The sequence below is a fragment of the Streptomyces sp. NPDC048636 genome, assembly GCF_040650655.1.
In the GTDB taxonomy this organism is placed as follows: domain Bacteria; phylum Actinomycetota; class Actinomycetes; order Streptomycetales; family Streptomycetaceae; genus Streptomyces.
In genome coordinates, this window is the sequence record NZ_JBEZHR010000003.1 from 254,316 (window position 1) to 276,714 (window position 22,399).

The 22,399-nt window shown below is 72.3% G+C and carries 19 protein-coding genes and 1 riboswitch; of the genes, 9 read left to right on the forward strand and 10 right to left on the reverse strand.

The features are described from left to right. The first annotated feature begins 106 nt into the window (after positions 1-106). The gene (locus tag AB0C66_RS11690) at positions 107-2,857 is read left to right on the forward strand and encodes a helicase C-terminal domain-containing protein (protein ID WP_362436051.1); all 2,751 of its coding nucleotides are present in this window, start codon (positions 107-109) and stop codon (positions 2,855-2,857) included. A 30-nt stretch (positions 2,858-2,887) separates the two neighbouring features. Here AB0C66_RS11690 and AB0C66_RS11695 read toward each other — a convergent pair whose 3' ends face one another. Then, positions 2,888-3,421 carry a VanZ family protein gene (locus tag AB0C66_RS11695; RefSeq protein WP_362436658.1) on the reverse strand — a complete coding sequence of 178 codons (534 nt, stop codon included), beginning with the start codon at positions 3,419-3,421 and terminating at the stop codon, positions 2,888-2,890. Positions 3,422-3,910: 489 nt separating this feature from the next. Between AB0C66_RS11695 and AB0C66_RS11700 the strand changes: the two genes are divergently transcribed. After that, the gene (locus AB0C66_RS11700) at positions 3,911-5,560 is read left to right on the forward strand and encodes a DNA repair helicase XPB (protein WP_362436053.1); all 1,650 of its coding nucleotides are present in this window, start codon (positions 3,911-3,913) and stop codon (positions 5,558-5,560) included. A gap of 61 nt (positions 5,561-5,621) precedes the next feature. On the opposite strand, the gene AB0C66_RS11705 is transcribed toward AB0C66_RS11700, so the two are convergent. Beyond that, positions 5,622-5,816, reverse strand: coding sequence for a hypothetical protein (locus AB0C66_RS11705; protein WP_362436055.1), 195 nt, complete (start codon positions 5,814-5,816; stop codon positions 5,622-5,624). A gap of 330 nt (positions 5,817-6,146) precedes the next feature. On the opposite strand from AB0C66_RS11705, the gene AB0C66_RS11710 reads away from it, so the two are divergent. Then, positions 6,147-8,225 carry an ATP-binding domain-containing protein gene (locus AB0C66_RS11710; protein WP_362436057.1) on the forward strand — a complete coding sequence of 693 codons (2,079 nt, stop codon included), beginning with the start codon at positions 6,147-6,149 and terminating at the stop codon, positions 8,223-8,225. 210 nt (positions 8,226-8,435) lie between these two features. On the opposite strand, the gene AB0C66_RS11715 is transcribed toward AB0C66_RS11710, so the two are convergent. Beyond that, positions 8,436-9,164, reverse strand: a complete 729-nt coding sequence (locus tag AB0C66_RS11715) for a copper homeostasis protein CutC (protein ID WP_362436059.1) — start codon at positions 9,162-9,164, stop codon at positions 8,436-8,438. Positions 9,165-9,220: 56 nt separating this feature from the next. Here AB0C66_RS11715 and AB0C66_RS11720 point away from each other — a divergent pair, with 56 nt between their 5' ends. Both AB0C66_RS11720 and AB0C66_RS11725 read left to right on the forward strand, forming a co-directional pair. After that, positions 9,221-9,886: a hypothetical protein gene (locus AB0C66_RS11720; protein ID WP_362436061.1), complete on the forward strand. Its 666-nt coding sequence runs from the start codon at positions 9,221-9,223 to the stop codon at positions 9,884-9,886. 77 nt (positions 9,887-9,963) lie between these two features. Continuing rightward, positions 9,964-11,196, forward strand: coding sequence for a Cmx/CmrA family chloramphenicol efflux MFS transporter (locus tag AB0C66_RS11725; protein ID WP_362436063.1), 1,233 nt, complete (start codon positions 9,964-9,966; stop codon positions 11,194-11,196). Between the two features lie 108 nt (positions 11,197-11,304). On the opposite strand, the gene AB0C66_RS11730 is transcribed toward AB0C66_RS11725, so the two are convergent. Together AB0C66_RS11730 and AB0C66_RS11735 are read right to left on the reverse strand one after the other, a co-directional pair. Next, positions 11,305-11,580 (reverse strand): DUF4031 domain-containing protein, encoded by a 276-nt coding sequence (locus AB0C66_RS11730; protein WP_362436065.1) that lies wholly within the window; start codon positions 11,578-11,580, stop codon positions 11,305-11,307. Continuing rightward, positions 11,580-11,936: a hypothetical protein gene (locus tag AB0C66_RS11735; RefSeq protein ID WP_362436067.1), complete on the reverse strand. Its 357-nt coding sequence runs from the start codon at positions 11,934-11,936 to the stop codon at positions 11,580-11,582. The genes AB0C66_RS11730 and AB0C66_RS11735 overlap by 1 nt, the downstream gene beginning before the upstream one ends. A gap of 122 nt (positions 11,937-12,058) precedes the next feature. Here AB0C66_RS11735 and AB0C66_RS11740 point away from each other — a divergent pair, with 122 nt between their 5' ends. Then, positions 12,059-12,988, forward strand: coding sequence for a MurR/RpiR family transcriptional regulator (locus AB0C66_RS11740; RefSeq protein WP_362436069.1), 930 nt, complete (start codon positions 12,059-12,061; stop codon positions 12,986-12,988). A gap of 91 nt (positions 12,989-13,079) precedes the next feature. After that, on the forward strand, positions 13,080-14,036 hold the full coding sequence (gene murQ, locus AB0C66_RS11745) for an N-acetylmuramic acid 6-phosphate etherase (RefSeq protein ID WP_362436071.1): 957 nt from the start codon (positions 13,080-13,082) through the stop codon (positions 14,034-14,036). Positions 14,037-14,170: 134 nt separating this feature from the next. Here the strand turns inward: murQ and groL are convergent, their stop codons facing one another. The 4 genes from groL to thrC all read right to left on the reverse strand — a co-directional run bounded on the left by groL (position 14,171) and on the right by thrC (position 18,345). Continuing rightward, positions 14,171-15,796: a chaperonin GroEL gene (gene groL, locus AB0C66_RS11750; RefSeq protein ID WP_362436073.1), complete on the reverse strand. Its 1,626-nt coding sequence runs from the start codon at positions 15,794-15,796 to the stop codon at positions 14,171-14,173. A 346-nt stretch (positions 15,797-16,142) separates the two neighbouring features. Further along, positions 16,143-16,349: a cold-shock protein gene (locus AB0C66_RS11755; RefSeq protein WP_009716982.1), complete on the reverse strand. Its 207-nt coding sequence runs from the start codon at positions 16,347-16,349 to the stop codon at positions 16,143-16,145. A gap of 407 nt (positions 16,350-16,756) precedes the next feature. Next, positions 16,757-17,035, reverse strand: a complete 279-nt coding sequence (locus AB0C66_RS11760) for a MoaD/ThiS family protein (RefSeq protein ID WP_254739496.1) — start codon at positions 17,033-17,035, stop codon at positions 16,757-16,759. Further along, complete coding sequence (thrC, locus tag AB0C66_RS11765) at positions 17,032-18,345, reverse strand: threonine synthase (RefSeq protein WP_362436075.1); 1,314 nt, start codon at positions 18,343-18,345, stop codon at positions 17,032-17,034. Before thrC ends, AB0C66_RS11760 begins: the two co-directional genes overlap by 4 nt. A gap of 17 nt (positions 18,346-18,362) precedes the next feature. Continuing rightward, positions 18,363-18,503: riboswitch (SAM riboswitch) on the reverse strand. A gap of 228 nt (positions 18,504-18,731) precedes the next feature. Here thrC and AB0C66_RS11770 point away from each other — a divergent pair. Together AB0C66_RS11770 and AB0C66_RS11775 are read left to right on the forward strand one after the other, a co-directional pair. Beyond that, entirely contained in the window at positions 18,732-19,688 is a 957-nt protein-coding gene (locus AB0C66_RS11770; protein ID WP_362436077.1) for a glucosyl-3-phosphoglycerate synthase, read from the forward strand. A 111-nt stretch (positions 19,689-19,799) separates the two neighbouring features. Beyond that, positions 19,800-21,278 (forward strand): trehalose-6-phosphate synthase, encoded by a 1,479-nt coding sequence (locus AB0C66_RS11775; RefSeq protein ID WP_362436079.1) that lies wholly within the window; start codon positions 19,800-19,802, stop codon positions 21,276-21,278. A 254-nt stretch (positions 21,279-21,532) separates the two neighbouring features. On the opposite strand, the gene otsB is transcribed toward AB0C66_RS11775, so the two are convergent. Continuing rightward, entirely contained in the window at positions 21,533-22,378 is an 846-nt protein-coding gene (gene otsB / locus AB0C66_RS11780) for a trehalose-phosphatase (protein ID WP_362436081.1), read from the reverse strand. Between the last annotated feature and the right edge of the window lie 21 nt (positions 22,379-22,399).

Sequence of the window (22,399 nt, forward strand, 5' to 3'; positions counted from 1 at the left end):
TGAGAATGCGCACGGTCGGCGTACCAAGACGGCTTCGACCGTACCGTGTGGGAGCGGTTTCCCGCCGCATCACCGGCGTCCGCCGCCCCCGGGTACTGTGGATCGAATGACCAGCTCGCGGAATCGGGAGGCGCCCGTGGCGGCAGAGACCGGCCCGGCGGACGGGGTGCGCGGCGCGCCGCGCACCCTCGCCGAGGAGCTGCGCACCCGCCCCGACGGCGCCCTCACCGTCCTGCTGCGCGCCCGGCCCGATCTGCTGTCCCCCGTCCCGAACGACCTCACCCAGCTCGCCACCCGGGCCGGGACCCGCGCCTCGGTCGTACGGGCGGTGGAGCGTCTGGACCGGTTCGCGCTCCAGACCGCCGAGGCGCTGGCGGTGGCGCCGGACCCGTGTCCGTACGAGACGCTGCGCGATCTGATGACGGGCACGGCGGAGGAGCCGGGGGGCGAGCCGGGCCCGTCGGCCGAGGCACCCCTGCCCGCCGAGTCGCGCGCGCACATCGCCGACGCACTGCCGCGCGCCGTGGCCACCCTGCGCGACCAGGCCCTGGTCTGGGGCGGAGACGACCGGCTGCGGCTGGTCCGCACCGCCCGTGAGCTGCTGTCCCCCTCCCCCGGCACCCCGTCCCCGACCGGTCTCGGCCCCACCGTCCACGAGGCCGCGTCCGGGATGTCGCCCGGCCGTCTCCAGGAGCTGCTGGCCGCGGCCGGACTGCCGCCCACCCACGACCCGGTGACGGCCGTGGCCGCCCTGGCCGAGCTGTTCGGCGACCGGGCGCGGATGGCCCTGCTGCTGGCCGGGGCGCCCGAGGGGGCCCATGCCGTACTGGCCAAGCTGGTCTGGGGACCGGCGTACGGCGAGGTGTCCGTGGCCTCGCCGACCCCGCCCGTCGCCTGGCTGCTGGAGCGCGGACTGCTGCTGCCGTCCGGACCACGCAATGTGGTGCTGCCCCGCGAGGTGGCCCTCCGTCTGCGGGCCGGCCGGGCGCACCGCGCCCCCGAACCGCTGCCCCCGCCGCTGACGCCCGCCGCCGAACACCGTCCACAGGCTGTGGACAGCACCGCCGCGGGGCAGGCGTTCACCGCGCTGGCCACCGTCGAGGAGCTGATGGGGCAGTGGGAGAGCGCCCCGCCGCAGGTGCTGCGCGCGGGCGGGCTGAGCGTGCGCGACCTCAAGCGGACGGCCGCCGCGCTCGATGTGACCGAGCGGATCGCCGCCTTCTGGATCGAGCTGGCCTACGCGGCCGGGCTGCTGGCCTCCGACGGCGAGACCGACGAGCGCTACGCCCCCACCCCCGGCTACGACGACTGGCTGCGGCTGGCCCCCGAGGAGCGGTGGGCCGGGCTCGTCTCCGCCTGGCTCGCCGCGACGCGTACGGCGGGTCTGGTCGGCGCCCGTGACGCCAAGGGCCGTACGCTCGCCGCGCTCGGCCCGGAGCTGGACCGTTCCCCGGCTCCGGAGGTGCGCCGCCGTCTGCTCACACTGCTCGCGACGCTCCCGGCAGGGGTTTCGGCCGGGGCCGATGGGCTGCTGACGCGGCTGCGCTGGGAGCGGCCGCCGCACCGGGGAGCCGGACCGGCGGTCCCGGCACCGGCGTCACCCACCGGTGCCGTTTCAGCCGCCGTCTCCGCTTCCGCCGCCGGTTCCGTTTCCGCTTCCGCCGCCGGTTCCGGATCGGTGCCCGGCTCCGGTGAGGATCTGCGGTCGCGGCTTGCCCGCTGGGCCCTCGCCGAGGCCGAACTCCTCGGCATCACCGGCCGCGCCGCCCTCTCCTCCCACGGCCGCGTCCTCCTCGGTCTGCCCCCGGACGGCCCGGCGCCCTCGAGCGGGCCGGAGGCCACGGCCGGGCGGCCGACCACCCCCGCCGAGGCGTCCATCGCGACGGCGAACGCCGCCCGGCTGCTCGCCCCGCTGCTGCCCGAGCCGCTGGACCACGTCCTCCTCCAGGCCGATCTGACCGCCGTCGCACCCGGCCCCTTGCAGCGCCCGCTCGCCGAGACGCTGGGCGTGCTGGCCGAGGTCGAGTCCAAGGGCGGCGCCACGGTCTACCGCTTCACCCCCGCCTCCGTACGCCGTGCGCTCGACGCCGGACGGTCCGCCGACGATCTGCACACCTTCCTCACCGCGCACTCCCGCACCCCGGTGCCGCAGCCGCTGGCATACCTGATCGACGACGTGGCCCGTAAACACGGCCATCTGCGGATCGGCGCCGCCTCCGCGTATCTGCGCTGCGACGACGACGCGCTGCTCGCCGAGATCCTCGCCGACCGCCGCTCCGCCGCGCTGCGGCTGCGCCGTCTCGCCCCCACCGTGCTGGCCTCCCAGACCCCGCCGGACGCGCTGCTCGACGGGTTGCGCGCCATGGGCTACGCCCCGGCGGCCGAATCCGCCGAGGGCGATGTGCTGATCACCCGCGCCGAGGCCCGGCGCACCCTGCCCCGTACCGCGCCCACTCCGGTGCCGGACGGTCCGCCGCGCCCCGACGACACCCTCCTCGGCGCCGCCGTACGCGCCATCCGCGCCGGGGACCTCGCCGCCACCACGCCCCACAAGCCGGTACCGGCCGCGGCGGGCGCGGACACCGGCGGCGCGGCGGCCGCCACCGGCCCGTCCGGCCGACTGCCGCGCACCACCTCCGCCGACACCCTCGCCACCATGCAGGCCGCGGCCCTGACCGGCTCCGCCGTCTGGATCGGCTACGTCAACGCGGACGGGGCGGCCAGCCAGCGCGTGATCGCCCCGGTCCGGGTCGAGGGCGGTTTCGTCACCGCGTACGACCACACCGCCGACGAGGTCCGCACCTATCCGCTGCACCGCATCACCGGCGTCGCCGAACTGGCCGACGAGGCCGGATAGCGGGAACAGCCAGCGGACCAGTCCGCCCGGTCAGACGGCGGACGACGACGAGGGCTTGGTCCAGCGGTGCCACCAGTGCTGCCGCCGGGGGTGCAGGGCACGGCCGAGCAGCCGTCCGATCAGGACATAGCCCAGCAGGGCACCGCTCGTATTGAGGATCACGTCGTCGACGTCGAAGGCACGCCCCTCGACGATCAGCCCCTGAGCCGTCTCGACCATCACCATCACCAGCCCGGTCACCAGCACCACCCGTACCGCGCCCCGCGCCCTGGGCATCAGCATCGGCAGCAGCACCCCGAAGGGCGCGCCGAGCAGCACATTGCCGCCGACCTGCTTGACCGTGTCCTGGAAGGCGGGTTGATCGAGGTACGCGCGCAGCGAGGCACCCGGACGCATATTGGTGTGGACGAGGTCGGACGAACCCGGCGACGGCACCAGCGTCGCCCTCGCGAGCGCCACCGCGAACCCGACCATGCAGACGAAGGCGAGGAGCAGCACGAGCACCCGGGCGGCCTGCGACCGCAACGAGTCGCGCTGGAGCGGTGGCCGCCGCTGCGGAATCAGCCTGGACTTGGGCCTCGGCCCGGGCGTCGGCTCGGGCTTCGCGGACGGCGCGTCCGTGTTCCTCGTCACCGCCGTCCTCTTGGCCGGTGGCTTCTTCGTCGTCGCCTTCTTGGCGGCCGTCTTCTTGGCGGCCGTCTTCTTGGCGACCGTTTGCTCGGCAGCCGTCTTCTCGGCGGCCGTCTTCTTCGCCGTGCCCGTCGTCTTCTTCGGGGCGTTCTTCGGAGCGTTCTTCGGGACGCTCTTCGGGGTCTTCTTCGCGCCGGTCGTCTTCACCGCGCCGCTCTTCCGGATCTCCCACCCGGCGATCGTGACCACAGGGACCAACCTCCCACCGCTGTCTCTGTCCCCGCTTGCCCCTAGCCGTGGGGAGTATCCCTGTGGCTCTGTGCGACCCCTTCGTCACATCTCCCCGCCGTATCCGCCCGATGGGGGACACTGGTTCTTTGGCCACCCGGCCGAGCCCCCGTGACACCGGAAGGATCCAGGCGCGTGAATGGACCCCTCATCGTCCAGAGCGACAAGACCCTCCTGCTCGAGGTGGACCACGAGCAGGCGGACGCCTGCCGCCGCGCCATCGCGCCCTTCGCCGAGCTGGAGCGTGCGCCCGAGCACATCCACACCTACCGGGTCACCCCGCTCGGACTGTGGAACGCCCGGGCCGCCGGGCACGACGCCGAGCAGGTCGTCGACGCCCTCGTCGAGTACTCCCGCTACCCCGTACCGCACGCGCTCCTCGTCGACGTGGCCGAGACGATGGCCCGCTACGGGCGGCTGCGGCTGCTGAAGCACCCCACCCACGGTCTGGTCCTGGAGACCACCGACCGCCCGGTGCTGGAGGAGATCCTGCGGTCCAAGCGGGTCCAGCCGCTGGTCGGCGCGCGGATCGACCCGGACACGGTGGTGGTCCATCCCTCCGAGCGCGGCCAGATCAAGCAGACGCTGCTCAAGCTGGGCTGGCCCGCCGAGGACCTGGCCGGTTACGTCGACGGCGAGGCCCACGCCATCGAGCTGCACGAGGACGGCTGGGCGCTGCGGCCGTACCAGAAGCAGGCCGTCGAGGGGTTCTGGCACGGCGGCTCCGGTGTGGTCGTCCTCCCCTGTGGCGCCGGAAAGACACTGGTCGGGGCGGGTGCCATGGCCACCGCCAAGTCGACCACGCTGATCCTCGTCACCAACACCGTCTCGGCCCGGCAGTGGAAGCACGAGCTGGTGCGCCGCACCTCGCTCACCGAGGACGAGATCGGTGAGTACAGCGGTACGCGGAAGGAGATCCGCCCGGTCACCATCGCCACGTACCAGGTGCTGACCACCAAGCGGAAGGGCGTCTACCAGCACCTGGAGCTGTTCGACTCCCGGGACTGGGGCCTGATCGTCTATGACGAGGTGCATCTGCTGCCCGCCCCGGTCTTCAAGTTCACCGCCGATCTCCAGGCCCGGCGGCGGCTCGGGCTGACCGCCACCCTCGTCCGCGAGGACGGCCGCGAGTCCGATGTCTTCTCGCTCATCGGGCCCAAGCGCTTCGACGCGCCCTGGAAGGAGATCGAGGCGCAGGGCTATATCGCGCCCGCCGACTGCGTCGAGGTCCGCGTCAACCTGACGGAGACCGAGCGGCTGGCGTACGCCACGGCCGAGACCGAGGAGAAGTACCGGTACTGCGCCACGACCGGCTCCAAGCGCCGGATCACCGAGGCGCTGGTGGCCCGCCACCAGGGGCAGCAGACGCTGGTGATCGGTCAGTACATCGACCAGCTCGACGAGTTGGGCGAGCACCTGGACGCGCCGGTCATCAAGGGCGAGACCTCCAACGCCCAGCGCGAGAAGCTCTTCGACGCCTTCCGGCAGGGTGAGCTTTCGGTGCTGGTCGTCTCGAAGGTCGCCAACTTCTCCATCGACCTTCCCGAGGCCACGGTCGCCATCCAGGTGTCCGGCACCTTCGGCTCCCGGCAGGAGGAGGCCCAGCGGCTGGGGCGGGTGCTGCGGCCGAAGGCCGACGGCCATCGTGCGGTGTTCTACTCGGTCGTCGCACGGGACACCATCGACCAGGACTTCGCCGCGCACCGGCAGCGGTTCCTGGCCGAGCAGGGGTACGCGTACCGGATCGTGGACGCGAAGGAGCTGCTGGCGGACGAGGACGTGTGACGGGACGGATCCCTCGGCCCTATCCCTCGACCCTTCGGGCACGGATCCCTTGGGGCGGTGCTCAGCGTCTGCGCATCGTCACGCCGCGCGCGTCCTCCCCGTACGAGCCGAGCACGGCGACGCTGAACGCCGTACCCGCGAAGACCCGTACCGCGCGGAGGGCCTGGCCCACCAGATGACGGGGGTGGGCGACGGCGGCCGGGGCGGCGGCGTCCTGGACGGTGCTCGCGGTGGTGCTGATGGCTGCGGTGGTCATGGTCCCAGCATGCTGCGCGGGTCCCGCCCCGGCATCGACCTGCCGGGCTAATCGGCGCGGTACCGGAGTACGACCCCAGGCCCATGCCACCCCCTACGGGGGGAGGGTCCCGCCCCTGAGGCGGACCCCGCCATCTGGGGGGGGACCGGCCGAGGAAGCCGAGTGGACGGTCGGTGGAAAACCGTTCGCGACCGCGATCGGCCCTGACTACAATCGCGCGTCTGCCGCCTCCCGTACCGGGAGAGCCACCGCCCGGTCGGAAACCGGTCGGCATCTCGCGTTGATCAGTCTTCCTCACTCGTTTCGCTGGATCCCGCCGGAGGCTACGCCGTGCCCTCGCACGCCCCTGACCTGTCAGACCCGTCAGGCCCGTCCGACCCGCTCGCCCGGGAACGCTCCCACCTCACCGCGTCCCGCGCCGCCCTGCGGGCCATGCGCGCCGACGTCGAGGCCCTCGACCTCCGCGACGTCACCGCCAACTGGGTCAACGCCGAGGTGCTGCAACGCCAGGTCGAGGAGCGCATCAAGGCGCTCGCCGACCTCGCCGACACCCCGCTCTTCTTCGGCCGTCTGAACTACCTCCACGCCCCGGGCGCGGAGGCGGCGGAAGGCGCCGAGGGCGAGCAGTTCTATATCGGGCGGCGCCATGTGCACGACGCCGACGGCGATCCGATGGTCATCGACTGGCGCGCCCCGGTCTCCCAGCGCTTCTACCAGGCGTCGAAGAAAGAGCCGATGGATATCGCGCTGCGCCGCCGCTTCGGCTACACCGGCGGCGAGCTGACCGCGTACGAGGACGAACACCTCAGCGACCCGGCCGAGGCCGAACACTCCAGCAAACTGCTCCAGGCCGAGATCGAGCGTCCGCGCGTCGGCCCGATGCGGGACATCGTCGCGACGATCCAGCCCGAGCAGGACGAGATCGTCCGCGCCGGGATCGGCGGCACCGTCTGTGTCCAGGGAGCGCCGGGCACCGGGAAGACGGCGGTGGGCCTGCACCGCGTGGCGTATCTGCTCTACGCGTACCGCGAGCGGCTGGCCCGCTCCGGCACCCTGGTCATCGGCCCGAACCGCTCCTTCCTCCACTACATCGAGCAAGTCCTCCCCGCGCTGGGCGAGTTGCAGGTCGCCCAGGCGACCGTGGAGGACCTGGTGGCGACGCATGTGGAGGTGCGCGGCACCGACACCGCCCGGGCGGCCGGGATCAAGGGCGACGCCCGGATGGCAGAGGTGCTGCGCCGGGCCCTGCTGTCGCATGTGACCGCCCCCACCGAGCCCTGTGTGGTGGTGCGCGGTTCGCGCCGCTGGCGGGTGCCCGGGTACGAACTGGAGGAGATCACCCAGGAGTTGCTGGCCCGCGACATCCGCTACGGCGCGGCCCGTGACGCCCTCCCGCAGCGGATCGCCCATGCGGTGCTGGTCCGTATGGAACAGGCGGGCGAGGCGCCCGACGACCGGGTCCAGGACGCGGTGGCCCGCAACCCGGCGGTCAAGGCGGCGGTGAAGGCGATCTGGCCCGCCGTCGAACCGGCGAAGCTGGTGCTGCGGCTGCTCTCCGACGCCGACTTCCTGGCCGAGCACGCGGACGGGATCCTCGACGCCGATGAGCAGAAGGCCGTGCTGTGGGCCAAGCCCGCCCGGGGTGTGAAGTCCGCGAAGTGGTCGGCGGCGGACGCCGTCCTGATTGACGAGGCGGCCGACCTCATCGAGCGCACCCACTCCCTCGGCCATGTGGTCCTGGACGAGGCGCAGGACCTGTCCCCCATGCAGTACCGCGCGGTCGGCCGCCGCTGCACCACCGGCTCGGCCACGGTGCTCGGCGATATCGCGCAGGGCACCACCCCCTGGGCGACGGCCAGTTGGGCGGAGGCCCTGACCCACCTGGGCAAGGCGGGGGCCGCGGTGGAGGAGCTGACGCAGGGCTTCCGGGTGCCGCGCGAGGTGATCGCCTACGCGTCGCGGCTGCTGCCCGACATCGCCCCCGGCCTGACCGAGGCCACCTCCATCCGCGAGGCGGCGGGCGACTTCGCGGTACGCGCGGTGGACCCGGCGGACCTCGACGACGCGGTCGTCGCCGCGTGCCGGGAGGCGTTGGCGCACGAGGGCTCGATCGGCCTGATCGCCGCCGACGCCCGGATCCCGGCGCTGGCGGAGCGGCTTGCGGCGGCGGGGCTGACGTATCTCGCCCCGGGCGAGGAGACCGGCGCGGACGCCCGGCTCACCCTCGTCCCGGCCACGCTGGCGAAGGGCCTGGAGTACGACTACGTGGTACTGGACGAACCGGCGGCCGTGGTGGACGGCGAACCGGACGAACGGACCGGGCTGCGGCGGCTGTATGTGGCGCTGACCCGGGCGGTGTCGGGGCTGACGGTGGTGCACGGGGCGGGGCTGCCGGAGCGGTTGCGGTAGGGCGGGGCGCGGGGGGTCGTTCCCGGGTGCGGGGGCGTCGTTCCCAGGTGCGGGGCCGGGGCCTCCGGGGCGGGGTCCTGGACCGGATATTTACGGCGCCGGTACCCGGAGACGTGAGGTGGGCCGGGAATTGGCGCCACAAATATCCGAAAGTGTCCACGACCCCGCCCCTGCGACCCCGGCCCCTCCCGTCTCGTCGGCGGCTCTCCGTCAGCCCACCGGGACGGGCACGTCCAGCGCCGTGCGCCATTGACGGACGGCGGCCGTGTCCACGGGGCCGTCCCATCCGGCGGGACGGGCGGCACTGCCGATGTGGAAGGCGTCGATCCCCACCGCGCGGAGGGCGGAAAGATGGCCGAGGCGCAGTCCGCCACCGGCCATGATCCTCGGCTCATAGCCGGGCAGCCCGGTGCGGGCGGCTTCGATCAGGAGGGTCGGCAGCCCGTCGTCCACGCCCTGTGCCGATCCGGCGGTGAGGTAGGTGTCGAGACCGGGGAGGTCAGCGAGTCGCCTGCGGAGGGTGTCGCGGTCGGCGGCCCGGTCGATGGCGCGGTGGAAGGTCCAGCGGCTCTCGTCCATACCGGGCCCGGCCCCGATAACCTCGATCAACTCGGCGATCGAGGCGAGGTCCACGTCACCGCCCCTGGTGAGGAACCCCAGCACGAACTCATCGGCCCCCTCGGCATGCAGCGCGGCGGCCCGCTCGCAGAGGGCGTCGAGGGCGGCGGCGTCCCCGGCCGCGAAGCCGTCGGAGCCCCGGAGCATCACCCGCACCGGGATGTCGACGGCCGACCGTACGGCGGCGAAGGTCTCGCGGGACGGGGTGAGCCCGTCGGCGGCCATATCGGTGACCAGCTCGAGGCGGTCCGCCCCACCGGCCTGTGCGGCGATCGCGTCCGCCGCGTGGAGCGCGATCACCTCGAGAACTGGTCTAGACATGCTTCTCAGCTTGCCACACCCCACCCGGGGCCAAACCGGTACCCCACAATTGGCTCATGTCCGCCCCCGCACACCACCCCGCCCATGACGCCCTGCTCGCCCGCTGGACAACCCTGCTGACCAGCGCCCGCGAGGTCACCGCCCCTGATGCGGCCCCGTACGGCGAAGACCTCCTCGCCCGCTGGGCCGAGCCGCAGCGCCGGTACCACACGACGGACCATCTGATCGCGGTACTGGACCGGATCGACGAGCTGCTGCCCCACATCCCGGCCCCCGACCCCGCCGCGATCCGCCTCGCCGCCTGGTTCCACGACGCCGTCTACCTGCCCGACCGCTCCACCAACGAGGACCGCAGCGCCCGCCTCGCCGAACGCGCCCTCCCGGAAGCGGGCGTCCCGGAGCCCCGTACGGTCGAGGTGGCCCGCCTCGTCCGCCTCACCACCGACCACGACCCGGCCCCCGGCGACCTCAACGCCGAGGTCCTGTGCGACGCCGACCTCGCCGTACTGGCAGGCTCCCCCGAGAACTACGCCTCCTACGCGGCGGCCGTGCGCGAGGAGTACGGCTTCGTCCCCGACGACGTCTTCCACGAGGGCCGCGCCAATGTGCTGCGCCAACTCCTCGGCCTGGAAAGGCTGTTCCGCACCCCGCCCGGCCAGGACCGCTGGGAGGCGGCGGCCCGCCGGAACATGGCCACGGAGCTGGAGCTGCTGGGCGCGTGATCGCGGCGGGGAGGAATGCCAAGGGGCCGGGCGATGTTGTGGGGGGCATGCCGTCTCGTACCAGCACTCGTACCGCCATGCCCGTCGCCGTGTACGTCCTCGGCCTTTCCGTCTTCGCGCTCGGGACGTCCGAGTTCATGTTGTCCGGGCTGTTGCAACCCGTGGCGCGGGATATGGATGTGTCGATTCCGACGGCCGGGCTGCTGGTGTCCGCGTTCGCGATCGGGATGGTGGTCGGGGCGCCGGTGCTGGCGGCGGCCACGTTGCGGTTGCCCCGGCGGACGACGCTGATCGCGCTGCTGGCCGCCTTCGGGCTGGGGCAGGTGGCGGGGGCGGTGGCGCCGTCGTACGGGGTGTTGTTCGCGTCGCGGGTGGTGAGCGCGCTCGCATGTGCCGGGTTCTGGGCGGTGGGCGCGGCGGTGGCGGTGTCGCTGGTGCCGGTGAACGCACGGGCGCGGGCCATGGCCGTGATGGTCGGCGGGCTCAGCATCGCGAACATCGCGGGGGTTCCGGCCGGTGCGTTCCTGGGGCAGCACGCGGGGTGGCGGGCGGCCTTCTGGGCGGTGGCCGGGCTGTCGGTGCTCGGGCTGATCGGGGTGATCGCGCTCGTACCGGGTACGGAGGTGCCGACCGGTGAGGACCGGCCACGGCTGCGGAACGAGCTGGCGATCTACCGCGACCGGCAGGTCTGGCTGGCGCTGCTGACCACCGCGCTCAACGGCGGCGCGGTCTTCTGCCTGTTCTCGTACCTCGCGCCGCTGCTGACGGACGTGGCGGGGCTCGCGGAGAGCTGGGTGCCGACCGTGCTGGCGCTGTTCGGGGTCGGGGCGCTGATCGGTACGGTGGTCGGCGGGCGGATCGCGGACGCCCATCTGTTCGGCACGATGTACGTCGGCATAGCGGCCTCGGCCGTTGTCCTGGCCGTACTGGCGCTCACCGCGCACTACCCCGCCGCGGCCGTCACCCTGGCGCTGCTGCTGGGGGTCACCGCCTTCTTCACGGCGCCCGCGCTCAACGCCCGGATGTTCAACGTGGCCAACGCCGCTCCGACGCTCGCCGGGGCGACCACGACCGCCGCCTTCAACATCGGCAACACGGTCGGCCCGTGGCTGGGCGGACTCGTCATCAGCGCGGGCTGGGGCTATCCGGCGGTGGCCTGGACCGGTGCGGCCATGGCCACGCTCGCCATCGGGACGACCGCGCTCGCCTCCCGGATCCACCGGGCGGAGAGCGGTTCGCGAGTGATCGCGGGGTCGGCGGCCACGGCCCAGGCCCCGGACTCCGCACGCGCCACCCGCGCCACGCGCTGATGCGCGGGGGCGTTTGATCGCGGCGAGGGTGCCCCCTCGGGGTCCTCACCGAGCGTCCGCCCGCCCCCGACGCCTCCCGTCTTCCCGGGCCCGCGGCGGGGGCGTCCCTTACGTCCCCGGCGTCCGCGCTCGCTTCGGGCGGCGCAGGCCCGCCGCCGTCAGGCGGCGCAGCAGTTCCTTGCTGCCGACCTCCTCGGCCCCGGCCCGGACCGCCGTCTCGTAGAGCTCGCTCGGGATGTCGTAGTGGTCCCGGTCGAAACCGCGGCGCGGCGCGCCGATGCGGGACGCGAACGCGTGCAGTTCGTCGTACGAGACATCGCTCACCAGGTGGGACCACATCCGGCCATGGCCCGGCCAGGCGGCGGGATCGATCAGTACGGCCATCAGAGGGTGGTTCCCAGGGAGCCCACGCGCGCCACCGCGACCGACGTCTTACCGCACACCCAGTGCGGATCCACGCCCAACTCCGGCTCCACGTCGAGCGCGTGGAGATCGCCGCCCTGCGTGCAGACAGGGCACAGCGGCCAGCGCCCGTAGCGCTCCAGCAGGGCGTCCTGGACGTCCTGGGCGACCAGTCCGGCCACATACGCCGCGCCCTCGGGCCACTGCTCGACCCACCACCGCCGGTGCGTGATCGCGTCCTCGACCAGCGAGACGATATCCGCCTGGGCGACGTCTCCCGCCGCGAGATCGGCAAGGACGAGCGCACGCGCCGCGTGCAGTGCGTGTTCGAGCTTCATGGGTCCCATTGTCACCTTTGCTTCGGCGTGGCGCCTGCTCTCGCCCTCCGTCCGCATCCCCGGTGACATACCGCGGTGCGCCCAGGGTTGACGGTCGCCATGGCCGGAAATAGTTTTCAGATGTGAGCAGTAGGCTGAAGGAAACTTTCACCCCGTCCGACGCACCCGCTCCCGCACCGGCCGCCCTCGCGGCGAAGGTCCGTACGCTGGCTCCCTCCATGACCCGCTCCATGCAGCGCGTCGCCGAGACCGTGGCCGGTGATCCGGCCGGTTGCGCCGCGCTCACCGTCACCGGGCTCGCCGAGCGCACGGGTACGAGTGAAGCCACCGTCGTACGCACCTCCCGACTGCTCGGCTACCCCGGATATCGCGATCTGCGCCTCGCGCTGGCCGCGCTGGCGGCACAGCAGGCGGCGGGCCGGGCCCCGGCGGTCACGGCGGATATCGCGGTCGACGACCCGATCTCCGACGTGGTCACCAAGCTGGCCCAGGAGGAGCAGCAGTGTCTGGCGGACACCGCCGCCGGACTGGACACCGGCCAGCTGGAGGCGGCCGTCTCGGCGCTCGCCACCGCCCGCCGTATCGATGTCTACGGAGTGGGCGCCTCCAGCCTCGTCGGCCAGGACCTCGTCCAGAAGCTCCTGCGCATCGGGCTGATAGCCCATGCCCACGCCGATCCGCATCTCGCGGTCACCAACGCCGTGCAGCTCCACTCGGGCGACGTGGCCATCGCGATCACCCACTCGGGCCGCACCACGGACGTCATCGAACCGCTGCGGGTCGCCTTCGAGCGCGGGGCGGCCACCGTCGCGATCACCGGACGGCCGGACGGCGAGGTGGCGCAGTACGCGGACTTCGTCCTCACCACCTCCACCGCCCGCGAGAGCGAGCTGCGCCCGGCGGCCATGGCCAGCCGTACCAGTCAGCTGCTGGTGGTGGACTGCCTGTTCATCGGGGTCGCACAGCGTACGTACGAGTCCGCCGCGCCCGCGCTGTCCGCCTCGTACGAGGCGCTCGCCCACCGGCACGACCCCCGCCCCCGCCACCGCTGAACCACCACCACGGAGATTCCCGAACCACCCCCGAGTCATCCGCACCTCCCCCCACCCCCGCCACGCTGACTATGGGAAAGAGCCGTTTCGCATGACTTCCGCAGCCGACCAGGGTCAGGGCCAGGGCCCGGCACAGCTCCGGGCCCAGCTGGAGACCCTCACCACCGAGGCTTTCCGCCCCGAACTCGCCGAGATCGACCAGCTCGAGACGGTGGAGATCGCCCGGATCATGAATGAGGAGGACACGGCGGTCCCCACCGCCGTCGCCGCCCAGCTCCCCCGGATCGCCGCCGCCATCGACGACATCGCCGCCCGGATGGCCCGCGGTGGTCGGCTGGTCTACGCGGGCGCGGGCACCGCGGGGCGGCTCGGGGTGCTCGACGCGAGCGAGTGCCCGCCCACCTTCAACACCCGGCCGGGGCAGGTCCTCGGGATGCTCGCGGGCGGGCCGGAGGCCATGGTGAACTCCATCGAGGGGGCGGAGGACAGCAAGGAGCTGGCCGCCGCGGACCTCGACCGGCTCGGAGTGGGCGAGGACGACGCGGTCGTCGGCGTCTCGGCCTCCGGCCGCACCCCGTACGCCGTCGGCGCGGTCGAGCACGCCCGGTCCCGGGGCGCGCTGACCGTCGGGCTGTCCTGCAACGCGGGCTCGGCGCTGGCCGCGGCGGCCGACCACGGCATCGAGATCGTGGTGGGGCCGGAGCTGGTCACCGGCTCGACCCGGCTGAAGTCGGGCACCGCCCAGAAGCTGGTGCTCAACATGATCTCGACCATCACCATGATCCGGCTGGGCAAGACCTTCGGGAATCTGATGGTCGATGTGCGCGCCTCCAACGAGAAGCTGCGCGCACGCTCCCGCCGGATCGTCTCGCTGGCCACCGGCGCCCCGGACGAACGGATCGAGAGCGCGCTCACGGCCACGGACGGCGAGACCAAGAACGCCATCCTCACCATCCTGGGCGAGGTGGACGCACCGACCGCCGAGAAGCTGCTCGCCGAGGCGGGCGGCCGGCTGCGCGCGGCCCTGGAGGCCGCGCGGGCGCGCTGAGCGCTCGGCGGTAGTCGGCCAACGGGCCGGGAGGAAGCCGGGAGGAAGCCGGAAGGAAAACGCCGTCGGGGCGGCACCCCTGGGAGAGGGTGCCGCCCCGACGTTCAGGACGGTTCGACCGACGGGATCGTCGATCAGAAGTCCATGTCACCGCCCGGCATACCGCCCGGAGCGCCCGCCGCGGCGGCCTTCTCCGGCTTGTCGGCGATGACGGCCTCGGTGGTCAGGAACAGCGCGGCGATCGACGCGGCGTTCTGGAGCGCGGAGCGCGTGACCTTGGCCGGGTCGATGATGCCCTCGGCGATCAGGTCGACGTACTCGCCGGTGGCCGCGTTGAGACCGTGGCCCGGGGTCAGGTTGCGCACCTTCTCCACCACGACGCCGCCCTCGAGGCCGGCGTTGACCGCGATCTGCTTCAGCGGGGCCTCGAGCGCCAGGCGGACCGCCTGGGCACCGGTGGCCTCGTCACCCTCGAGCTCCAGCTTCTCGAAGACCGAGACGGTCTGGAGCAGGGCCACGCCACCACCGGCGACGATGCCCTCCTCGACGGCGGCCTTGGCGTTGCGCACCGCGTCCTCGATGCGGTGCTTGCGCTCCTTGAGCTCGACCTCGGTCGCGGCACCGGCCTTGATGACGGCCACGCCGCCGGCCAGCTTCGCCAGGCGCTCCTGGAGCTTCTCGCGGTCGTAGTCCGAGTCCGAGGACTCGATCTCGGCGCGGATCTGGTTGACGCGGCCCTGCACCTGCTCGGTGTCGCCGGCGCCGTCCACGATGGTGGTCTCGTCCTTGGTGACCGTGATCTTGCGAGCACGGCCGAGCAGGTCGAGTCCGGCGTTCTCCAGCTTGAGGCCGACCTCCTCGGAGATGACGGTGCCACCGGTGAGGATGGCGATGTCACCGAGCATGGCCTTACGGCGGTCACCGAAGCCCGGAGCCTTGACGGCGACGGACTTGAAGGTGCCACGGATCTTGTTGACGACCAGGGTCGCCAGGGCCTCGCCCTCGATGTCCTCGGCGATGATCAGCAGCGGCTTACCGGACTGCATGACCTTCTCGAGCAGCGGGAGGAGGTCCTTCACGCTGCTGATCTTCGAGTTGACGATCAGGATGTACGGGTCGTCGAGCGACGACTCCATACGCTCCATGTCCGTCGCGAAGTACGGGGAGATGTAGCCCTTGTCGAAGCGCATGCCCTCGGTGAGCTCGAGCTCGAGCCCGAAGGTCTGCGACTCCTCGACGGTGATGACGCCTTCCTTGCCGACCTTGTCCATCGCCTCGGCGATGAGCTCGCCGATCTGGGTGTCGGCGGCGGAGATGGAGGCGGTGGAAGCGATCTGCTCCTTGGTCTCCACGTCCTTGGCCTGCTCGAGCAGCTGGGCGGAGACGGCCTCGACGGCCTTCTCGATGCCGCGCTTGAGGGCCATCGGGTTGGCGCCCGCGGCGACGTTCCGGAGGCCCTCCTTGACCAGCGCCTGGGCCAGGACGGTCGCGGTCGTCGTACCGTCACCGGCGACGTCGTCCGTCTTCTTCGCGACCTCCTTGACCAGCTCGGCACCGATCTTCTCGTACGCGTCCTCGAGCTCGATCTCCTTGGCGATGGAAACACCATCGTTGGTGATCGTGGGGGCGCCCCACTTCTTCTCGAGGACGACGTTACGGCCCTTGGGGCCGAGAGTGACCTTGACGGCGTCGGCGAGCTGGTTCATCCCGCGCTCGAGGCCGCGCCGTGCCTCCTCGTCGAACGCGATGATCTTGGCCATGTGAAGTGGTCCTCCCAAGACTTAGGGGGTACCTCCCAGGCCGTTAGGCCGTGGGGGCGGATTGCTCCGGACCGCGCTGGCGCCCGCGACGGACGGCCTGCCTGCCGTACGGTTCCTTGCCCCGTATGGCACTGGCGGGCCTCACCGACCCGGTCCTTCTGTCACTCTCACTGTCAGAGTGCTAACGCCAATGATTAGCACTCGACCCCCGAGAGTGCAAGCGCCGAGCCCTGAAGTACGGGCGCCCGCAGGAGCGGGGCCCGGCGGCAAGCCGAAGGGCCCGTGTCCCCCCGAGGGGGGCACGGGCCCTTCGATGCACTCCAGTCAGCTGCGTCGCGTCGGCGCGTCAGCCAACGGCCACGCGGACCATGTCGGCCTGCGGGCCCTTCTGGCCCTGCGAGATTTCGAACTCCACCCGCTGGCCTTCCTCGAGGGTGCGGTAGCCGTCCATCTGGATCGCGCTGTAGTGGACGAACACGTCCGCACCACCGTCGACCGCGATGAAGCCGTACCCCTTCTCCGCGTTGAACCACTTGACGGTGCCCTGAGCCATTCCTAACTCCCCTATTGCTGGCCCTTTTGCGCAGGACCGCACTCCGCGGACCCGGGTCAGACCTCACCCTCTCCGGTCGGGAGGGTGTGCGCCGGAACGCGTCGACCGCCGCTGAATGTATCCGTCCCAACGCCCTCTGCAACAGGTCAATCGGACGAGAATTCTGGGGGCGGCCGAGGGGCCGAAAGTGAAGGATCCTCACGAATGTGGGACAACTCGGGCCGGACATAGGGAACCAACTCGACAAATCGTGCTCACATCTCGCACACAACTTGACGAGTTCCGTAGGGGGTTCCAGCCTCCGGCCGGTTCGGAATCTGGCCAACTGTATCGCGTTTCCACAGACGGAATCGCCCCGTCCGTTTCTCCGGACGAGGCGATTCCGATGGTGCGGAGGTGATCGGGGGTCAGCAGCCGCCCGCGACCGCCGGGATGATCGAGACCCCGGCACCGTCCGGCGTGGCCGTGGCCAGGCCCTCCGCGAAGCGCACATCGTCGTCGTTGACGTAGACGTTCACGAAGCGGCGCAGCTTTCCGGTGTCGTCCAGGACGCGGGCGGAGATGCCCTGGTGGTTCTTCTCCAGGTCCGCCAGGACCTCGGCGAGGGTCGCGCCCTCGGCGCTGACCTCGGCCTGACCACCGGTGTAGGTGCGGAGGATGGTCGGAATTCGGACATTGACGCTCATACGAGTCCAGCCTCTCGGAACGAGTCAAGGGTGGGGCGGATGGTGGCGGAGGGGCCCGTGGTGGGTGCCACCGCGTCCAGGGTCTTCAGCCCGTCGCCGGTGTTGAGGACGACGGTCGTCAGGGTCGGGTCGAGGAGCCCGTCCTCGATCAGCTTCTTCGTCACGCCCACGGTGACCCCGCCCGCGGTCTCCGCGAAGATCCCCTCGGTGCGGGCCAGCAGCTTGATCGCGTCGACGACCTGCTCGTCGGTGACGTCCTCCACGGCACCGCCGGTGCGGCGCGCGATGTCCAGGACGTACGGACCGTCCGCCGGGTTGCCGATGGCCAGCGACTTGGCGATGGTGTTCGGCTTCTGCGGGCGGACCACGTCATGACCGGCCTTGAAGGCGGCGGAGACCGGGGAGCAGCCCTCGGCCTGGGCGCCGAAGATCTTGTAGGGGCGGTCCTCGACCAGGCCGAGCTGGATCAGCTCCTTCAGCCCCTTGTCGATCTTGGTGAGCTGGGAACCCGAGGCGATCGGAATGACGATCTGGTCCGGCAGCCGCCAGTCGAGCTGCTCGCAGATCTCGTAGGCCAGGGTCTTGGAGCCCTCGCCGTAGTACGGGCGCAGATTGACGTTGACGAAGCCCCAGCCCTCGCCCGCCGGGTCGCCGATCAGCTCGCTACAGAAGCGGTTGACGTCGTCATAGGTGCCCTCGATACCGACCAGGTCACCGCCGTAGACGGCGGCCATGACGACCTTGCCCGCCTCCAGGTCGTGCGGGATGAACACACAGGAGCGGAAGCCCGCGCGGGCGGCCGCGGCGCCGACCGCGCCCGCGAGATTGCCGGTGGAGGAGCAGGACAGGGTGGTGAAGCCGAAAGTGCGGGCGGCCTGGACGGCGATGGCGACGACCCGGTCCTTGAAGGAGTGGGTCGGGTTGCCGGAGTCGTCCTTGATGTGGAGCTCACCGGTGACCCCGAGCTCACGGGCCAGGTTGTCGGCCTTGACCAGCTTGGTGAACCCTGGATTCAGGCTGGGCGTGTCCGCCACGTCCGCCGGGACCGGAAGGAGCGGGGCGTAGCGCCAGATGTTGTTCGGACCGGCCTCGATCCGCCGGCGCAGCCCCTCCGGGTCGCCGGTGGGCAGGTCGTACGCGATTTCCAGCGGGCCGAAACACGACGCACACGCGAAGATCGGGCCGAGGTCGAAGCGCTCACCGCACTCGCGACAGGACAGCGCGACGGCGGGACCGAAGGAGGCCGGAGACGACGCCGGGGCAGCGGCGGAGGACGAAGCGGTGGAGCTTTCGACGGATTGCACAGCCATGGAGGCGAGGCCCTTTCTCCTCATCTTCCTCGTGACGCGTTTCGCCACGAGACGGAATTGGCACCTTCCCGAGCTGGGAGCCTCGCTGTGTGCACGAGACCAGCTGGAGGGTTGCCGGGGCTTCAACGGGCCGTTCCCTCTGCCCCTCTGGATGAGCGGTATGGCACCGGACTCGAGCCGGGCGTTTGTCCGTGCGATGAGCGCCACACGGCCGGGTCGACCCCGACATATGACGGTCACGCGCGCTGTTCAAGACTGTAACCGAAGGCCCGGAGGGTTGAGACAGCCGTCCGAAGCGCGAGATGGATCACAACCGATCACAGTCGATCACATGCCCGCGCGCATCCGCCGATCACATGTGATCACAGCAGCAGGGAGACAGACAGGTGCTGGATGAGGTGGAGCGCTGGCTGGAGCACCGCTCCTGGTCGGCCGACGACCGTCCGCTGGACCGTCTGCTGGCCGCCAAACGCGACACGGGCGACACGGGCGACACCGTGAGCGTCGTACTGCCCGCGCTGAACGAGGAGGCGACGGTCGGGGAGATCGTCACGGTGATCCGCCGTGACCTGATGGACGGGGCGGTGCCGCTCGTCGACGAGCTGGTGGTGCTGGACTCCGGCTCCACCGACCGCACCGCGGAGGTCGCCGCGGCGGCCGGTGCGACCGTGGTCCACCGCGACGCGCCGCTGCCGCGGCTGCCCGCGCTGCCGGGCAAGGGCGAGGTGCTGTGGCGTTCCCTGCTGGCCACCGGCGGGGACATCGTCTGCTTCATCGACGCCGACCTGAGGGAGTTCGACGCGCGCTTCGTCTCCGGGGTCGTCGGTCCGCTGCTGACCGATCCGGAGGTGCGACTGGTCAAGGGCATGTACGACCGTCCGCTCGGCGACGCGGAAGGCCAGGGCGGCCGGGTCACCGAGCTGGTCGCCCGTCCGCTGCTCAATCTGCACTGGCCGCTGCTGGCCGGATTCGTCCAGCCGCTGGGCGGGGAGTACGCGGCCCGGCGCTCGCTGCTGGAGCGGCTGCCGTTCCCCGTGGGGTACGGGGTGGAGCTGGGGCTGCTGGTGGACTCGCTGCACACGGTCGGCCTCGACGCGCTCGCCCAGGTGGACATCGGCGTGCGCAAACACCGCCACCAGGACGGACAGGCGCTCGGCCGGATGGCGGCGGCCATCTACCGCACCGCGCAGCTGCGGCTGGCCCGCGGCCATCTGGTGCGGCCGCGGCTGACCCAGTTCGACCGGGGCGAGAACGGCTTCGAACCGCGTACCTGGGCCGTGGACACCGAGGAGCGGCCGCCGATGATCGAGGTCCCGGAGTACGCGGAGCGGCGGGCGGCCTAGGGGGTGTCCGGCGGGCGCGCCGGGGCGGGCGGGAGCAGGACGTGTACGCCCTACGGTGCCGAGGAACCGTACGCACGTTTGCGCCGCGCGCCCGCTGGCTAGGCTCGCGTCATGGCTGCCCCGCGCACTGCCCAGATCCTCGTCGCCTCCAACCGCGGCCCGGTCTCGTACGCGCTGGGTGAGGAGGGCTCGCTCACCGCCAAGCGCGGGGGTGGCGGGCTGGTCTCCGGCCTCAGCGCGATCGGTCCGGACGCCGGTGCGGTGTGGGTGTGCGCGGCTCTCGGCGACGGCGACCGGCAGGCGGCGCGGCGCGCCGGGACCGGCCATCTGGACACCGCCGACACCGGCGGGCAGCGGGTGCGGATGCTGGACATCGCGCCGGATGTGTTCGCCGCCGCGTACAACGGCGTGGCCAACTCGGTGCTGTGGTTCGTCCACCACCTGCTCTACCAGACGCCGGTGGAGCCGGTCTTCGACGCCGAGTCCGCCGCGCAGTGGGCGGCCTTCGAGACGTACAACACGGCTTTCGCGGACGCGCTCGCCGAGGAGGCGGCCGAGGGCGCGGTGGTCCTGGTGCAGGACTACCACCTGGTGCTGGTGCCCGGGTTGCTGCGGGCCCGCCGCCCCGACCTGCGGATCGGCCACTTCTCGCACACCCCGTGGGCCCCGCCGGACTACTACCGGCTGCTGCCGGACGATATGGCGGAGGCCGTGCTGCGCGGCATCCTCGGCGGTGACCGCGCGGCGTTCCTCACCGAGCGCTGGGCCGCGGCCTTCGCCGACTGCTGTGCGGTGGTGCTGGGCGCCGAGATCGTCCGCGACGGCGGCGAGGGCGGTGACAGCGGCGGCGCGGCCACGGCGGTGCGGTTCGAGGGGCGGGAGACCCGGCTCGGGGTGCACGGTCTGGGCGCGGACGCGGAGTTCCTGCGGGAGCGGTCGCACGCCGCGGACGTGGGCGAACGGCTCACCGCGCTACGGGCGCAGATCGGTCCTGACCGGAAGACGATCGTGCGGGTGGACCGTACGGAACTGTCCAAGAACATCGTGCGGGGGATGCTGGCCTACCGGCGGCTGCTGGAGAGCCACCCCGAGTGGCGCGCGCGCGTGGTCCATGTGGCGTTCGCCTACCCCTCCCGCCAGGACCTCGCCGTCTACCGCGACTACACGGCCCGGGTGCGGGCCGTCGCGGACGAGATCAACGAGGAGTTCGGCACGGCGGACTGGCAGCCGGTCGCCCTCCATGTGAAGGACGACTTCGCCCGCTCGCTCGCCGCCTACCGGCTGGCCGACGTGGCGCTCGTCAACCCGATCCGGGACGGGATGAACCTGGTGGCCAAGGAGGTGCCGGTCGTCTCCGAGCGGGGCTGCGCGCTGGTGCTCTCCCGCGAGGCGGGGGCCTACGCGGAGCTGGGCGAGGACGCGCTGGTGGTGAACCCGTACGACGTGGAGGCCACGGCGGCGGCGCTGGACGAGGCCCTGCGCATGGACGACGCCGAGCGCGCGGACCGCACCCGGCGGCTGGCCGCCGCGGCCACCGCCCTCCCCCCGCGCGACTGGTTCCTGGCCCAGCTCCGGGCTCTGGAGCCGTAGGGCCGCCGCCGCGCCACGGTGTGCCCGCGGCACGGCCCGGTATCGCGTGGCCCCCCTCCGCCGTCGGCGGGAGGACCGGGCACTCGGTGGTGCGGGTGCCGCGCGGCCAGGGAGAGCGCGGCTGGGCGGGGCGGGCTCCGCGGGGTGTCGCTGCGGGCGGGCCCGGTTCCGGTGGGCTGGCTGGTGACAGGTCGTGCACTCGGTGGTGCGGCCGCCGGGCCCGTCCGGGCTGGTGTCGGGGCCATCGGCGGCGGCTAGGGGCGGGTGGCGGCTGTGGCCAGGGCGTTGAGGAGGGCGACCACGCCTGCCGGGCCGTCGACCACCAGGTCGGCGCGGGCGGCGAGTTCGGTGACCTCCGTACTGCCGCTGCACACCAGGACGCCCCGGACGCCCTCGTCCCGTAGCCGTTCCACGGCGGCGAAGGCGGCCAGGTCGCCGAGGTCGTCACCCGCGTAGAGGACGGTGTCGGCGCCGGTGGCGCGAATGTGGTCGGTGAGGGCGACGCCCTTGTCCATGCCGGGCGGGCGCAGCTCCAGCACCAGACGGCCCGGTTCGACGATCAGCCCGTGGCGTTCGGCGAGCGCGTACAGCGGGGCGCGGAGCCGTTCGAAGGCGGCCCGGGGGTCCTCGGCACGGCGAGTGTGGACGGCGACGGCGCGGCCCTTGTCCTCGGTCCACAGGCCCCGCTCACCGCCGTGGGCCTCGAGCACATCGGGGAGTTCGGCCTTGACGGCGGCGACGCCCGGCGGGGGCTCGGGGGAGGTGAGTGCGCCGTCGGCCGCCTCCCAGCGCTCGGCCCCGTAGGCGCCGAGCACCACCAGACCGGCCAGCTCCCCGACCCCGGCGAAGCCGCCGTACTCCACCGCGACCCGGGCCGGGCGGCCGGTGATCACGGCGACGGAGCGCAGCATCGGGGCGAGGCGGGAGAGCGCGGGGACCGCGCCGGGGTGGGCACGGGCCCGGTCGGGGTCGGGGACGATCTCGGCGAGGGTGCCGTCGAAGTCGAGGCCGACGACGGCACTGGCGGGCCGCTCCAGGAGGGCGGTGAGGCCCTCGCGTCCGGCGACTGTGGTCGGTTCGGGAAGGGGGTGACTGCCCATACCGGTGACCCTACCCAGCCG